At 42.2% G+C, this 15,153-nt stretch carries 13 protein-coding genes; 2 read left to right on the top strand and 11 right to left on the bottom strand.

The annotated features are described in order from the left end of the window. Positions 1-40: 40 nt before the first annotated feature. The 6 genes from H3U73_RS05955 to H3U73_RS05930 all read right to left on the bottom strand — a co-directional run bounded on the left by H3U73_RS05955 (position 41) and on the right by H3U73_RS05930 (position 4,487). On the bottom strand, positions 41-1,357 hold the full coding sequence (locus H3U73_RS05955) for an aminopeptidase P N-terminal domain-containing protein (RefSeq protein WP_037392103.1): 1,317 nt from the start codon (positions 1,355-1,357) through the stop codon (positions 41-43). Position 1,358: 1 nt separating this feature from the next. After that, entirely contained in the window at positions 1,359-1,742 is a 384-nt protein-coding gene (locus H3U73_RS05950) for a VanZ family protein (protein WP_037392104.1), read from the bottom strand. Then, a complete protein-coding gene (locus H3U73_RS05945) occupies positions 1,739-1,948 on the bottom strand; it encodes a hypothetical protein (RefSeq protein ID WP_025330322.1) in 210 nt (69 codons plus the stop codon). Before H3U73_RS05945 ends, H3U73_RS05950 begins: the two co-directional genes overlap by 4 nt. A 60-nt stretch (positions 1,949-2,008) precedes the next feature. Then, complete coding sequence (locus H3U73_RS05940; RefSeq protein WP_037392106.1) at positions 2,009-2,737, bottom strand: YebC/PmpR family DNA-binding transcriptional regulator; 729 nt, start codon at positions 2,735-2,737, stop codon at positions 2,009-2,011. A 170-nt stretch (positions 2,738-2,907) separates the two neighbouring features. Then, positions 2,908-3,387 carry a low molecular weight protein-tyrosine-phosphatase gene (locus H3U73_RS05935; protein WP_084551776.1) on the bottom strand — a complete coding sequence of 160 codons (480 nt, stop codon included), beginning with the start codon at positions 3,385-3,387 and terminating at the stop codon, positions 2,908-2,910. Next, positions 3,387-4,487 carry a conjugal transfer protein gene (locus H3U73_RS05930; protein ID WP_084551775.1) on the bottom strand — a complete coding sequence of 367 codons (1,101 nt, stop codon included), beginning with the start codon at positions 4,485-4,487 and terminating at the stop codon, positions 3,387-3,389. Before H3U73_RS05930 ends, H3U73_RS05935 begins: the two co-directional genes overlap by 1 nt. A 215-nt stretch (positions 4,488-4,702) precedes the next feature. On the opposite strand from H3U73_RS05930, the gene htpG reads away from it, so the two are divergent. After that, positions 4,703-6,601, top strand: coding sequence for a molecular chaperone HtpG (htpG, locus tag H3U73_RS05925; protein ID WP_084551774.1), 1,899 nt, complete (start codon positions 4,703-4,705; stop codon positions 6,599-6,601). Positions 6,602-7,033: 432 nt separating this feature from the next. Further along, a complete protein-coding gene (locus tag H3U73_RS05920; RefSeq protein ID WP_037392114.1) occupies positions 7,034-7,450 on the top strand; it encodes a DUF2628 domain-containing protein in 417 nt (138 codons plus the stop codon). 191 nt (positions 7,451-7,641) lie between these two features. Here H3U73_RS05920 and H3U73_RS05915 read toward each other — a convergent pair whose 3' ends face one another. The 5 genes from H3U73_RS05915 to gabT form a co-directional block, all read right to left on the bottom strand. Beyond that, entirely contained in the window at positions 7,642-9,021 is a 1,380-nt protein-coding gene (locus H3U73_RS05915; RefSeq protein WP_084549770.1) for an amino acid permease, read from the bottom strand. 82 nt (positions 9,022-9,103) lie between these two features. Continuing rightward, a complete protein-coding gene (kynU, locus tag H3U73_RS05910) occupies positions 9,104-10,354 on the bottom strand; it encodes a kynureninase (protein ID WP_084549772.1) in 1,251 nt (416 codons plus the stop codon). A 122-nt stretch (positions 10,355-10,476) separates the two neighbouring features. Next, positions 10,477-11,862, bottom strand: a complete 1,386-nt coding sequence (locus H3U73_RS05905) for an amino acid permease (protein ID WP_232336111.1) — start codon at positions 11,860-11,862, stop codon at positions 10,477-10,479. Positions 11,863-12,023: 161 nt separating this feature from the next. Next, a complete protein-coding gene (locus tag H3U73_RS05900; RefSeq protein ID WP_078474311.1) occupies positions 12,024-13,481 on the bottom strand; it encodes an NAD-dependent succinate-semialdehyde dehydrogenase in 1,458 nt (485 codons plus the stop codon). A gap of 81 nt (positions 13,482-13,562) precedes the next feature. Next, positions 13,563-14,837 carry a 4-aminobutyrate--2-oxoglutarate transaminase gene (gene gabT, locus H3U73_RS05895; protein ID WP_084549774.1) on the bottom strand — a complete coding sequence of 425 codons (1,275 nt, stop codon included), beginning with the start codon at positions 14,835-14,837 and terminating at the stop codon, positions 13,563-13,565. Between the last annotated feature and the right edge of the window lie 316 nt (positions 14,838-15,153).

The raw sequence follows: 15,153 nt of genomic DNA, 5'->3' as shown, positions 1-15,153 counted from the left end.
ATCCGGCTATTTTAATGGCTAATACTGATTAAATTCTGATTTAGTGCTGCATCAATGTTTCGATTTCTGCGGTAGTTTTAGGTACAGAAGCAGTGAGTACTTCATTACCGGTTTCTGTAATCAGAACGTTGTCTTCAATGCGGATACCAATATTATGAAATGCCTGAGGTATATCATCTGCTGCGCTGATATATAAACCAGGCTCTATGGTCGTTACCATTCCCGCCTGAAGCAAAATAGGCTGTTCATTGCTGTCAAAACGGCCACCAACATCATGAACATCCAGTCCGAGCCAGTGTCCGAGCCCATGCATATAAAAACGCCGATAAGTCTGAGTTTCAATATTCTGTTCGAGACTGCCATGGAGGATGCCCAGATCAATCAGCCCCTGGGTTAGCATGCTGATGGCTGTAGCACTGATATTCTGCCAGTTTGCTTGTTTTACAGTAGAGGCAATGCTCGCCTGGTTAACAGCCAGTACTATATCGTAGATATCTTTTTGTGCACTGCTGAAACGCCCGCTGACGGGAAAGGTGCGGCTAATATCACCAGCATACATCTGGTATTCGGCACCTGCATCAATCATGAGTAAATCATTTTGCTGCAATTGACAGTTATTGCTGACATAATGCAGACAACAGGCATTTTTGCCTCCGGCAACTATGCTGTTGTACGATGGATAGCGTGCTCCGCGTTGCATGAATTCATGCAGAATTTCTGCCTCTACCTGATATTCATACTGACCGGCACAAGTAGTCTGCATGGCACGAATATGAGCTTGTGCACTGATTTCTGCGGCAATGCGCATGATCGACTGTTCATGTTTATCTTTGATAAGACGCATCGGATCAAGGATGCTGGCCAGATTTACCAGACTGTCAGGTGCAATCGTACTGCCATTGGCACTGCGATAATTGGCTATACGGGCAATTTCATACCATAATTCAATGAGCTTAGGGTCATTTTCAGGATATAGTCCCCACAATGCGAAGAGTCGTCGGTGACCAGCCAGTGCTTGTTTAAGCAAAACCGGCCACTGGTTGATATCATCGGCTGAGTCGAAAGCAAATTGCTCTCGTGCAGCTGTATAACCATATCGGAAACCGTTCCAGATTTCGTGTTCAGGGTCTTTATTGCGGCACAGAAGAGTGGAGGTGTGTTCACGTCCATTCAGTATCAATGCTGCTCCGGGCTCAGGAAAACCGGTCAGGTAATGAAAGTAGCTATCCTGTCTGAAGGGGTATTCTGTGTCATTACTGCGGCGTTGTTCCGGAGCGGCAAATATAATGGCAATGCCATCTTCGCCGATTTTATCCAGTACAGTCTGACGGCGTTGCTGATAAACGGTAATATCCATTTTAATATTTCTCCCTGCTGATGTTGCGGCGAGCTGTTTGTATTTGACGAGCCAGCCAAAGTGCCAGTGCGGCACCGATGAGATCGGCCATTGCATCCATTATATCGCCCTCACGTTTAGTGAACAGTGCCTGAATGATTTCGCTGGAAGCAGCCCAGATAATGGCAGTTATAATTAGCAGGCGTAGCGGAATTGTGATGCCGGCACTAAAGCAGGATTTGGACAGGAGCCAGAATTGGCCGAAAAATAAGCCAAAGTGACAGATTTTATCAAATTGCGGAATAGGTACCGGATTACCGCTTGCTTTGAAGAATAAAAAATACAGGCTGGCCAGAAACCAGATGGCGGCAAGGAACAGCCATTTATTCATCCATGATGATTTCATAATGAGTCTGTTTCAATTAGCCATTGCTGACACAGGGTAGCCAGACGGTTAAATTTACTGCCGCGCTGTTGAAACAATTGTTGCCATAATTTTACTGTATGTACATCTGGTGCTTCATCAAGGCTGCATTCGTTGAGCCAGAAATCTAAAATTTCAGCGCATTCACCGGCAGAAGCTGTTTGAAAAAGTTCGGTTATAGCTTGCATGAATCAATAATAATATGCTGTTAATGATAAAAACGGACTGAGTAACAGTCCGTTTTATGTTTATTCAGTTTCCAGTACGGCTGTAGTATAAACGTTCTGAACATCATCAAGATCTTCAAGTGCGTCTAGTAAACGCTGCATTTTTTCAGCTTCTGCTCCTTGCAGAACGGTTTCATTAATAGCACGCATGGTTACTTCGCCATCGGCCGCGTGCAAACCCGCTGCTTCCAGTGCTTCTTTAACACTGCTGTACTGATAGGGTTCGGTGATGACTTCTTTAGAACCATCTGCCTGTACGATAACGTCTTCAGCACCTGCTTCGAGAGCAGCCTCCATCAGAGTATCTTCATCCACTTCCGGGCTGAAAAGTAAATAGCCCTGATGAACAAACTGAAAAGCTACTGAGCCGTCTGTACCAAGATTGCCGCCATGTTTGGTGAAGGCATGGCGTACATCGGCTACGGTACGGGTTTTATTGTCGGTCAGGCAGTCTACCATTACTGCTGCTCCGCCAATGCCATAACCTTCGTAACGCAGTTCTGCATATTCAACACCTTCAAGATTACCTGTACCTTTATCTATTGCCCGCTGAATATTATCTTTGGGCATGTTGGCATCAGTAGCTTTATCCATTGCCAGACGCAGGCGTGGATTGGCATTCGGATCGCCACCGCCCAGACGGGCTGCAATGGTAATTTCTTTAATCAGGCGGGTGAAGATTTTGCCGCGTTTGGCATCCTGACGACCTTTACGATGCTGAATATTGGCCCACTTGCTATGTCCTGCCATTTTAAATTCCTTATTGCTGTGTTGATTTTACGTACTAAAACAATGCCAAAGCTGAGCGCTTTGGCAAGTTTTAATACCATCAAATAATTGAAATATGGTATTAATTTTACCATATTGCTCTTTTATTGAGTAGATTCTATCCGGATAGTATAAACGGCGGGTAATCTGGATTACTGTTTGCCTGCTGAGGTTTGCCAGTATTTGAGCCATGCCTCGCAGCCGGCATGGATAATGGTGCAGCTTTCTGTAAAATTACCGCTGAAATAAGGGTCTGGTACGTAGTCATATTCGCTGTCTGGTAATAAATCGGTAATTTTGTAGACTTTATCCGGACGGTTACACCCAAAAATACGGGATAAGTCTCGCAGGTTTTTATCATCCATAGCAATAATATGATCGTAAATGGCAATATCCTCCGGCCTTACTTCACTACTTTGAAAATCATTAGTACTGATTTGTTTTGCATGCAAAATTTCTTTGGTGCCTGAGTGCATGTCTTCACCATTGTGCCAGCCGGAAGTGCCGGCGCTGGCAATTTCAATCTGTTCACTCAGACCTTTTTTTGTTACCAGGTCGCGCAGAATGTATTCTGCCATGGGAGAACGGCAGATATTACCCAGACAGACAAATAATACTTTTGTTGCAGCCATCAGTGACTCCGTGGAAAAAGTGGGTTATGCCCGACCATATTGATAGATTGGGCATAATTAGGCAATTGGGCCTGTGCACTGATTGGTTCATGTAACAGGCGAATATTTTCAACATTGCACTCAGCCAGCAGATCAATGAAATTTTGTATTATGCTGTCAATGTTGTCTGCCTGTGTTAGCGGCCAGCGAAAAATTTGTGGCTGAAGTTCAAATACACTGTCGGTTGCGTTGAAACCAAATAATATATTCCCGCCCTCCTGAGCAGCAATAACTACGCCAACCCGCGGACTTTGCAGGCGAATCGCTCGGATAGCATTAGTTGTAAAGACATCACAGGCCATTCGCAGACGCATGGCACTGCCAGAGCGTAAGGCGTTTAATGGTGATTGTGGCGCAAGCGGGTTGATAAACAGCGTAGCACCGGCTGTAGCCAGATGAGTTTGCCAGACTTGCATGAGCGGCAGGGCAGTATCTGCCAGATTGCAGTTAAGGGCAGACTGAATGTCTGGTCCGGAAAAACCAAGGGCATAAAAAACCTGTACTGATTGTCCGCTTTCAACTATCAGTGGTGTTTTAGGTAACTGACCGAGAAAATCTGCGGCCATTTGTTGATTTTGTTTAGCAGCATACCATTGACTGGCTTTGATATGGGTCAGGGTAGTATCACTCACAAGATGAGATGCCCATTGAATTTTATTCCATTCATCAGACCATGGACGGTTTTTGAAGATTTCAGCAATGGCTTCTGCGGGTATGCTGTCTGGCAGAGAGATATTTTCTTTAGCACCACCTACTATTATCACGGGCAAGGCCAGCCATTGTACTTCTGTCTGATTACGTGCTTGTAATACAGTTTCCATACTGTTCCACAGTGCATTGTAAACATCACTATTGGCCGCCATAGCCAGAGCTACAGAAAGGTTGGTATAGTGATTTTGTGCCAGCATACGGCTGATTTCAGTTTGCAGGCTCTCACGGGCAAGGGTAGTTTGTGCTTTTGATGCAGGTGTTACCAGACTGGCTGCATGCAGCAGCAGTTCGTTTTTAACCTGATCGGTAGGAAATGCGCGGGTATCAGGCAAACAATGATGGGTGTTCATGATGTTTGATCGTTTTTATTTAGTAGGCTTAGTAAATATTCTATTGTAACAAATTAGCTTTGTCTGAAATGTATATACTGATATTTGTCTGATATTTTGTGCTTGCGGAAAAAGCTGTACAGCAAGCAAACATATGACTATCCGGCTTGAAACTGAAATGTGCTGCCCATATTTTAAATTAACAACAATCATATATTTGGGCTTTTGAGAAAATTATGAAACAGACACACAGTTTTCAGACTGAAGTAAAACAGTTGTTACAGTTGATGATTCATTCTTTATACAGCAATAAAGAAATCTTTTTGCGGGAACTGATTTCCAATGCTGCCGACGCGTGCGATAAATTGCGCTTTGAGTCTCTGAATGATGCTTCTTTGCTGGGAGATGATACAGAATTCAGGATTAAAGTTACTGCTGATGCAGAAGCTAAAACCATTACTGTATCAGATAATGGTATCGGTATGACTGAAGCCGATATTATTGAACATCTGGGCACCATTGCTAAATCCGGTACCAAAGCATTTCTGGAAAAACTGACTGGCGACGATAAAAAAGATGCCAATCTTATCGGGCAGTTTGGTGTAGGTTTTTATTCTGCATTTATCGTGGCTGATAAGGTAACTGTTGAAAGCCGCAGGGCAGGTGCTGCTGAAAATCAAGCTGTACGCTGGGTGAGTGCTGGTGACGGCGAATTTACTGTTGAACCGATTAGTAAGTCTGCCCGTGGTACAGATGTAATTCTGCATCTTAAAGATGATGAAAAAGATTTGTTGTCTGACTGGACTTTGCGCCGGATTGTAACGACTTATAGTGATCATATTTCTGTGCCGATTTATATGAAGAAAGCGCCTGAATATGATGAAGAAGGTAATGTAAAAGTTTCAGATGAGCTGGAAGTGGTTAATCAGGCTCAGGCTTTATGGCAGCGGCCGAAAAATGAAATTACCGATGAGCAGTACCAGACTTTCTATCGTCATGTATCACACGATTATGATGATGCTTTAGCGTGGACACATTTTCGTGTGGAAGGTCGGCATGAATACACCGGATTGCTGTACATTCCGAAACATGCACCATTTGATTTATATGAGCGTGAACCTAAGCATGGTGTACAGTTATATGTAAAACGTGTATTCATTATGGATGATGCGAAAAAGCTGATGCCTTCTTATCTGCGTTTTATTCGCGGAGTGATCGACAGCAGCGATTTGCCTTTGAATGTATCCCGTGAAATTTTGCAGGAAAGCCGTGATCTGGATGCAATTCGCTCTGGCAGTGTTAAAAAAGTATTGTCTCTTTTAGAAGATCTGAAGAAAAATCAGCCGGAAAAATATGCTGAATTCTGGCAGGTGTTCGGTAATACACTGAAAGAAGGTATTGCTGAAGATTTCACTAATAAAGACAAAATAGCTGGTTTATGCTGGTTTGCCTCTACGTATAATGATAGTAATGAGCAAAATGTTACTCTGGCTGATTATATTGGTCGGATGAAAGAGGGGCAGGAGAAAATTTACTATATTACTGCCGATAGTTATGCTGCTGCCAAAAATAGCCCGCATCTGGAAATTTTCCTGAAAAAAGGTGTTGAGGTACTGCTGCTGACTGACCGTGTGGATGAATGGGTGGTAAACAGCTTATCTGAATTTGATGGCAAGGGTTTGGTAAGTGTAGCCAAGGGTTCACTGGACTTAGGTAATCTGGCTGATGAGGAAGAAAAAGCAGCTCAGGCTAAAACAGAAGAAGACAATAAGGAACTGGTAGAGCAGATTAAAACTGCTCTGGGTGATAAAGTTGACGCTGTTCGTGCTACTGCCCGTTTGACAGAAAGTCCGGCATGTCTGGTTGTTGGTGAGCATGATATGAGCCAGCATCTGGCAAGAATGCTGGAAGCTTCCGGCGCAGCCGGTCAAATTCCGCAGACCAAACCAACACTGGAAATTAATCCGGATCATCCTTTGATTAAGAAAATTGCTTCAGAGCAGGACGAAGTACAGCGCAATGAACTGGCTGAGCTGGTATATGATCAGGCTTTGCTGGCTGAAGGCGGTAAACTGGAAAATCCGGCGGCATTTGTAAAACGCATGAATCATTTATTGCTGACACTAAATCAGTAATATTGTTTTTCTCAGACCAAAAGAGCTGCTTTATCACAAGCAGCTCTTTTGTTTTACCTGTCGGTAATTTTTTGCTGAACAGATAAAAATGTAATTTATTAAATAAGAATAGTATTTCCGTAATTAAATAGTAGTATTACAGTGGAGAGAATATTAAATTTTCTGATTGTGATAGATGATAATCTATAGTTAATCACTGATATATCACAAAATATTGATAATTATAAATAATTAAATTATTAGATGAAAGTTATCAGTAAATGAACTGTGATTATATTTAAATTAATCTCTAAAATTTAACAATAGTCAAACAATATTAAGGTAAATTCTGTAATATTATTTAAATAAAATTATTTATGTTAAAATTAATGAAGTTTTTTTGTATTTAATTAAAATTTTTAAATTAGTAATTAATATATCTATAGGTTATTTATGGACGAGAGTACTGAAAAAAAATGTGATTTTTCCGACATGGGGCTTAGTGATGCATGGCTGTTCAGATTCAAATTTTATGAAGAAAATGGTATACCAAAGGTTTTCAAACAAACAGATAAATATGTAAAAAATTTTAAAAGTTTACCATTTAAGTCACAAATGACGATGGCGATGAACTGGAAAGCATTCTTTTTTGGTCCTTTCTATTATTTTTATTTAGGTATGTGGCGTAAAGCGCTAACTATATTGTTATTTTTAACAGTACTAGATTTATTACTAATACTGCTTCTTTCTAAAGCGGCAGCAGGTTGTTGTTATGCAATCTTTTGGGCTGTTATGACTAATCCTATTTATTATGTACATAGAACTAAAAAATCCAAATCTTTTAATCCTTTTGAAGGAATGCAGATTTAATATAATAAATATATAATTTATATAAAAATTATATATTGAGTTTACTAAAATTCAATAAATATTATTTTATTTATTATTGATGAAAAATAGATATTTAATTTATTAATCCCATATTGTTTTCTATTAATTCAATAACAGCATCAATGCCAGTTGGCATTGATGCTGTTATGATATATACACTTTGTACATATTTATTTATTTATACTTTTTTTATGATATATCTGAATAATATATGCCAGAATTAAAAATGCCAGAAAAGGTAAACCAAATAATAAGGTAGCATGAAATATCGGGGTAAACCATGTGGTGATCATGATGCTGATGATTGCCAATAAACCGGCTATAGTGACAAATGGAAAACCGGGTACACGGAATTTTAGTTTTTGCTGTTGCCGCTGCATCCGGATGCGAAAACACAGATGTGTCAGAAATACTGCCCCCCAGCTGAATAATGCACCAAACATAGACAAAGCTATCATAACTGGAAAAGCCGTTTCCGGATTTAAAATATAAACCAGTGCGGCGACAGCGATACCGGCAGAGGATAAAGCCAGTGCATTCAGTGGTACGCCATTACTTTTTACTTTACCGAATATTTGTGGTGCTTCGTTAGCACGAGACAGGCTGAACATCATACGAGTGGCAATATAGAGCATACTGTTCATGGCTGAAAGTGCAGCAACAATGACAATAAAGTTCAGAATACTGTCGGCAAATGGTATACCTACATTTTTCATTACGCTGACAAACGGGCTGGTGCTTCCTTCTTTAATTAATTCCTGCCACGGTACCAGCATGACAATCAGACTGAGTGCAAGCAGATAAAATATCAATAGCCTTGCAAAAGTTCCTTTAAACGCGGTTTTAACTGCCTGTTCAGGATTGGTGGCTTCACCTGCGGCTATAGCGATCATTTCAATACCGAGATAGCTGAATATGGAAATAATAACACCGGTCCAGATACCGGAAAATCCATGCGGAGCAAAGCCGCCGCTAAACATGTTTTGTTCAATTCTGCTGATACTGCTTTGCGTTAGTAATACACTGATGGCCAGTACAATAAATACGATAATGGCAAAAATTTTAATGGTGGAAAACCAGTATTCAACTGAACCGAAAGCTTTGACACTATAGGCATTAACGCCGATCAGACAGCATGAAAACAGTGCAATCCATATCCATGAATCAACCTGTGGAAACCAGAATTTCATGTATTCAGCGATGGCTGTGACTTCTGTACCCACAGCCAGAACAATACAGGCCCAGTAACTGTAACGCACCAGAAAACCAGCCAGAGGATGCAGATAAAATTCAGCATAAGCACCAAAAGAACCCGAAGTAGGGTGCTGTACAGTCATTTCTGCCAGACATCCCATTAAAGCCAGTGCAATCATGCCGCCCAGTGCATAACTGATGATAACAGCAGGGCCGGCAAAGCCAATGGCAAATTTGCTGCCTAGAAATAAGCCGGTTCCTATTGCTCCGCCAATGGCAATCATGCTCATCTGACCGGCGGATAGCTTTTTGTGTAATCCTGTTTCCCGAGACTGAATACGCTCGAAATTACCCATCGTTTTTCCTTAAGATGAGAAGCATAAGCCGAGCAGAATATTCATGCCCGGCCTGTACCTGTGTGGATTAAAGAAATGCAAATCAGGTTACCTGTCCGCGCGTGTGAAACTGTGGCTGTGCCCACTCCTCATTAATTAATACCTGTTTCAGATGCTGAACAGCATGCCAGATATCGGTATAGCTCAGATACAAAGGTGTAACTCCCAGGCGAATCACTTCCGGTTCGCGATAATCTCCGATTACACCGCGGGCAATCAGAGCCTGAACTATGGCATAACCATGAGGGTGACGTAGGCTGACATGGCTGCCACGGTGAGCATGTTCACGCGGTGTAATCAGCGTTAAATTATGTCCGGCACATTCCTGCTCAGTAAGGGCAATCAGTAAATCAGTTAGTTGCAGAGATTTGTGCCGTAATGACTGCATATCTGTTTGCAAAAAGATATCTACGCCGCTTTCTATCAGGCTCATAGATACAATTGGCTGTGTACCGCATAAATAACGACGGATATTGTCTGCGGGTGTATAGCTTTCAGCCATATCAAACGGCCGCGCATGACCCCACCAGCCGGATAATGGCTGGCTGAATGCAGTCTGATAACGCTCATTTACCCACAGCATAGCAGGTGCGCCGGGTCCGCCGTTCAAATATTTGTAAGTACAACCAATAGCAAAATCACTGTTACTGGCATTCAGATCAATAGGTACAGCACCGATTGAATGACACAAATCCCAGATAAGTAATGCACCATGCGAATGTACCAGTGCATTGTTTGCTGCCATGTCATGCAGGTAGCCGGTACGATAGTTAACATGAGATAACACTACAACAGCAGTGTTTTCATTAATACGGGCGGGCAGATCTGCCGGTGTATCTATTAGATGAAGCTGATAACCCTGATTAATCAGAGCCATGAAACCTTCAATCATATAAATATCGGTAGGGAAAGAATCACGCTCAGCGATAATGATTTTACGATTATTGTCATTATTCTGCTGAATATGGATGGCTGTGGCCAATACTTTAAACAGATTCAGGCTGGTTGTATCGGTAACAACGGTTTCATTTTCCTGAGCACCAATCAGCTGACCGACTTTATTGCCTAATCGAACCGGTAAATCCCACCAGCCGGCTTTATTCCAGCTATTAATCAGATCGGTACCCCATTGCTGATTAATCACTGCCTGAGCATTTTCTGCAGCTTTTCTGGGTTTCGCACCCAAAGAATTACCATCCAGATATATAACCCCTTGTGGTAATTCAAACTGATTTTTTAGGGGAGCCAGAATATCGGCGGCATCCCATTGCTGACATTGTTCTAGTGTAATCATTTTGTGCCGGTTGAATTTCAAAATGAATAGTGTACTGAATTGTTGCCAGTTATGGCGAATAAAATTTAAATTAATTTATCCGAATATTTATCTTAATCAATCTGTGTCAAGATAGATAAATATTATTCTGTTTTATTCTGCTGGCTGCCGATTTTAAATATTTGTGCCACTATACCCATTATCAGGATGATAGCCGCCAGTATGCTGGTATATATTACTTCATATTTATAGGTTCCTTCGATAATCATAATAATAATCGAAGCAATAATCAGCCCGATAACCAGATAAGTCAGCCATGGAAAGCACCACATTTTAAATGTCAGTGTCTGCCCTTGTTTTTCCAGTTTTTTTCGCAGAAATAATTGTGAGCAGCTGATAGCGAGATAAACATACAGGGCAATCGTACCGGTAGCAGTCATCAGTACATCGTAAACATCCATTTTGGCGGTAGCGGTGAGATACACTGCAAATAGGGTAAAGACACAGGAAATAAGCACGCCAATTTGCGGACTGCCATTTTTCGAGGTATAGGACATGATCCGATGAGCATCACCGCGTTTTGCCAATGAATATAACATGCGCGAACAGGTATACAGAGCTGAATTAAAACAGCTTAAAACTGAAGTAAGGACAACAAAGTTGACGATATGACGTGCCTGAGGAATTCCCAGTGAGGTTAATACTACACTGTATGTTCCCCATGTGGCATCATTCAGCCGTGGGTCGTTATACGGAATCAGACAAACGGTAATAAAAATCGAACCTACATAAAACAGGATGATGCGCCAGACGACAGATTTTGTGGCTTTACGAATTTCTGTAGCCGGATGGTTGGATTCTGCAGCAGCAACAGTAACGATTTCAGCACCAATATAGGCAAACATAACACCCAGCAATGCTGTTACCACAGATGATGATCCTTTAGGCATGAATCCCTGATCAGTTAAGTGTGTCCAGCCTTTTGCATCTGCCTGACCCCACGGCCATAAATAGATAATAGCCAGACTGCCTACAATCAGAAACAATACAATGGCGACTACTTTGATTAAAGCAAACCAGAATTCAAATTCTCCGTAATTTTTAACATCCATCAGATTGATAACAACCAGAGCTACGGTTACTGCCAGCATATAGCTCCAGATGGGAAATATTGGAAACCAGTTATTAAGAATTTTACCGGCTACATAGGCTTCCCAGCCCATGAGCAATGCCCAGAAAAACCAGTATAACCAGCCAATGCTGAAACCTGCCCAGCGGCCGATAGCAGTATCGGCATATGTGGAAAAAGAACCGCTATCCGGATGAGCTACAGCCATTTCTCCTAACATGCGCATAATCAGCATGACCAGAAGACCGCCGGCACCATAGGCAAGAATGGCTGCGGGTCCTGTATGGTAAATTACAGAGCCGGAGCCAATAAATAAAGCCCCTCCGATCACGCCAGCAATAGAAATCATAGTCAGATGGCGTGATTTAAGTCCGTTTTTCAGTGTGGATGATGTGCTCAAATTAATTCTCCTTTGGAAAGAGTAATATCAGACTGAAACACCTTTAGCTGGCTGAATTCAGTCAACAACGCCCCATCCTGATTTATGCAGTGCATTCAGGATTTTTATAATTATGAAGAAAGCGGCAGCGAAGCAGATTATGGCTGCCGCGGATTCAGGAATTACTGGTCAATGCCGGCAAGAAGTACATATTTAATTTCAACGTAATCTTCTATACCGTATTTAGAACCTTCCCGACCAAGACCGGATTGCTTGACGCCGCCAAAAGGTGCTGCTTCATTTGACAGCAGTCCTGTATTGATGGCTACCATGCCATAATCCAGATTTTCGCTGACGCGTACTATTCTGCCGATATCACGGCTGTAGAAATAACTGGCTAGCCCGAATTCGGTGTCATTAGCCCAGCTGACAACTTCGTCTTCGCTTTCAAAACGAAATACCGGCGCCAGCGGACCGAAAGTTTCCTCACGAGCAACTTTCATGTCCTGAGTAACATTTTTCAGTAATGTAGGCTGGAAAAATAATTCACCGTGATTATCTGCGGTTCCGCCGGTAACGATTTCCGCCCCTTTGCCAATAGCATCAGTAATATGTTCCTGAACTTTGTTAACCGCACCTGCATCGATTAATGGTCCGACAGTTACGCCCTGATCCAGTCCGTTGCCTATTTTCAGTTTGGCAATGGCCTGAGCCAGTTTATCCACGAATTCATCATATACAGCACTTTGTACGTACAACCGGTTGGCACATACGCAGGTCTGGCCGGCATTGCGGAATTTGGAAATCATCGCACCTTCTACGGCTGCATCGATATCAGCATCATTGAAGACGATAAATGGTGCATTACCACCCAGTTCCATCGATACTTTTTTTACTGTACCGGCGCACTGAGCAATCAGTTTACGACCTACTTCTGTAGAACCGGTAAAACTGAATTTTTTTACCCGATCGTCTTCAGTTAATACTTTACCGATTTCACTGGAGCTGCCGGTAATGACATTGACTACTCCGGGCGGGATGCCGGCACGCTGTGCCAGCTCAGCAATGGCCAGTGCAGATAATGGTGTTTGCGAGGCCGGACGAATAACAAAAGTACAGCCGGCAGCCAGAGCCGGAGCAATCTTGCGGGTAATCATTGCATTCGGAAAGTTCCACGGCGTAATGGCTGCACATACGCCGATTGGCTGCTTAAGTACCATAATCCGTTTGTCATTTGACGGTGCGGGTATGGTATCACCATAAATACGTTTGGCTTCTTCTGAATACCATTCCAGATAAGATGCACCATAAGCAATTTCACCTTTAGCCTCAGCCAGCGGCTTTCCCTGTTCTGAAGTCAGGATAATGCCCAGATCTTCCTGATGCTGCATCATTAGTTCAAACCAGCGGCGCAGAAGATTGCTGCGTTCTTTGGCTGATTTGGCTTGCCATGGTTTCAATGCTGCATGTGCTGCTGCTACAGCACGTTCAGCTTCTGCTGTACCCATGCGGGGCACGTCTGCCAGATTGTTTCCGGTAGCCGGATTGATAACTGAAATAACTGCGCCATTATCGGCGTTCAGCCATTGTCCATTTATATAACACTGGGTTTTTAATAATGCAGAATCATGCAATTGCATAGTTTTTTCCTAAAAAACTGAAACAGACATGGCAGACTGCCGGTAAAATATTCAACCGGAGCAGCCTGCACACAATGAATATTATTGAGCCTGACGCAGGGCAGTTTCAAGTATATTCAAGGCTTCATCAAATACATGATCTTCAATAGTAAGCGGATAGAGACAACGAATTACGTTGTAATACTGTCCGCAGGTCAGAATCATCAGACCGTTTTCCAGTGCCAGTTGCTGTACTTTTTTGGTTCGTTCAGCATCTGGTTCTGAGGTGCCTGGTTTAACTAATTCAATAGCGACCATAGAGCCTGGTCCGCGTACTTCTGCAATAGACGGAATAACTTCTTTTAAATTTTTAAAGCGTTCTTTTAATCTGTTCCCCAGAATATTGGCGCGCTCACATAGTTTTTCTTCTTCGATAACATCAATAACTGCATCAGCAGCAGCCAGTCCCAGCGGACTGCCGGCGTAAGTACCGCCCAAGCCGCCTACTACAGGAGCATTCATTATGGCTTCTTTGCCTACTACACCGGAAAGTGGAAAACCGCCGGCCAGAGATTTGGCAATGGTCATTAAATCTGGCTGTACACCGGTCAATTCGGTAGCAAACATTTTTCCGCTACGGGCAAAGCCGGACTGAATTTCATCAAAAATCAGCACAATTCCGTGTTCATCTGCCAGCTGGCGTAAGGCACGCAGAAATTCATTTGGTGTAACATTAAAGCCGCCTTCACCCTGAACTACTTCGATAATAATAGCAGCAATATCACTGGGTGCCAGATGGCATTTGAAAATATTATGAAGACCATGCAAGGCATCTTCAATGCTAACGCCATGCAGTGCATTCGGATAAGGTGCATGTACGATATCAGCAGGGAATGGCCCGAAATCTACTTTATAGGGTGCGATTTTGCCAGTTAAAGCCATAGTGAGATTGGTACGGCCATGAAAGGCACCGTTAAATGCAATTACACCACGTCTTTTGGTATAGGCACGGGCAATTTTAATGGCATTTTCAACAGCTTCAGCACCAGAGGTAACAAACATTGTGCGTTTGTCGCCGGCAATAGGTGCTCTGGCATTAATTTTTTCGGCAACCTTAGCATACAGCTCATATGGAACAGTATTAAAACAGGTATGCGAAAATTTCTGCAGTTGATCAGCTACTGCTTTTTGTACTTTGGGATGCAGATGACCAGTATTCAAAACGCCGATGCCTCCGGCAAAGTCAATATAACGCTTACCTTCAGGAGTCCAGAACTCAGCGTTTTTAGCGTGATCAATATAAAAATCGCACATGAAACCGACGCCACGAGGGGCTGCGGCCAGTTGACGCTGACGAACATTGCTTGTTTGACTCATAATATTTTCTCCAATAAAGTGCAGACCGGCCTAAGCAGGTTTTTACTAATATCAACGGTATGATATGTGTTCTGACAATATAATTAACTGACTGAATATATCAGTCTTATAATTGATTGGTTTATTCGGTTAAATTACGGGATTAAATTTATACTGTCAATCTGGATAAATATTCTGCTAACGTAGAATATTGAAAAAAATTCAATAAGAATGAAATTAAATGTTTTTATAATTGGTATTATTAGCAATTAATATTAATTATAAATATTATTTTATGAATTAATTGCTTAATTTATGCGTATATTCTTAATTGCTG

The sequence above is a fragment of the Snodgrassella sp. W8124 genome (assembly GCF_016100875.1).
Lineage (GTDB): Bacteria > Pseudomonadota > Gammaproteobacteria > Burkholderiales > Neisseriaceae > Snodgrassella > Snodgrassella alvi.
Note: the sequence above shows the minus strand (reverse complement) of the source record. Positions and strands in the feature narration are given on the sequence as shown.

Bases quoted from the DNA above. Each gene is read 5' to 3' on its own strand.
- H3U73_RS05955 (WP_037392103.1), bottom strand. From the start codon at position 1,357: ATGGATATTACCGTTTATCAGCAACGCCGTCAGACTGTACTGGATAAA.
- H3U73_RS05950 (WP_037392104.1), bottom strand. From the start codon at position 1,742: ATGAAATCATCATGGATGAATAAATGGCTGTTCCTTGCCGCCATCTGG.
- H3U73_RS05945 (WP_025330322.1), bottom strand. From the start codon at position 1,948: ATGCAAGCTATAACCGAACTTTTTCAAACAGCTTCTGCCGGTGAATGC.
- H3U73_RS05940 (WP_037392106.1), bottom strand. From the start codon at position 2,737: ATGGCAGGACATAGCAAGTGGGCCAATATTCAGCATCGTAAAGGTCGT.
- H3U73_RS05935 (WP_084551776.1), bottom strand. From the start codon at position 3,387: ATGGCTGCAACAAAAGTATTATTTGTCTGTCTGGGTAATATCTGCCGT.
- H3U73_RS05930 (WP_084551775.1), bottom strand. From the start codon at position 4,487: ATGAACACCCATCATTGTTTGCCTGATACCCGCGCATTTCCTACCGAT.
- htpG (WP_084551774.1), top strand. From the start codon at position 4,703: ATGAAACAGACACACAGTTTTCAGACTGAAGTAAAACAGTTGTTACAG.
- H3U73_RS05920 (WP_037392114.1), top strand. From the start codon at position 7,034: ATGGACGAGAGTACTGAAAAAAAATGTGATTTTTCCGACATGGGGCTT.
- H3U73_RS05915 (WP_084549770.1), bottom strand. From the start codon at position 9,021: ATGGGTAATTTCGAGCGTATTCAGTCTCGGGAAACAGGATTACACAAA.
- kynU (WP_084549772.1), bottom strand. From the start codon at position 10,354: ATGATTACACTAGAACAATGTCAGCAATGGGATGCCGCCGATATTCTG.
- H3U73_RS05900 (WP_078474311.1), bottom strand. From the start codon at position 13,481: ATGCAATTGCATGATTCTGCATTATTAAAAACCCAGTGTTATATAAAT.
- gabT (WP_084549774.1), bottom strand. From the start codon at position 14,837: ATGAGTCAAACAAGCAATGTTCGTCAGCGTCAACTGGCCGCAGCCCCT.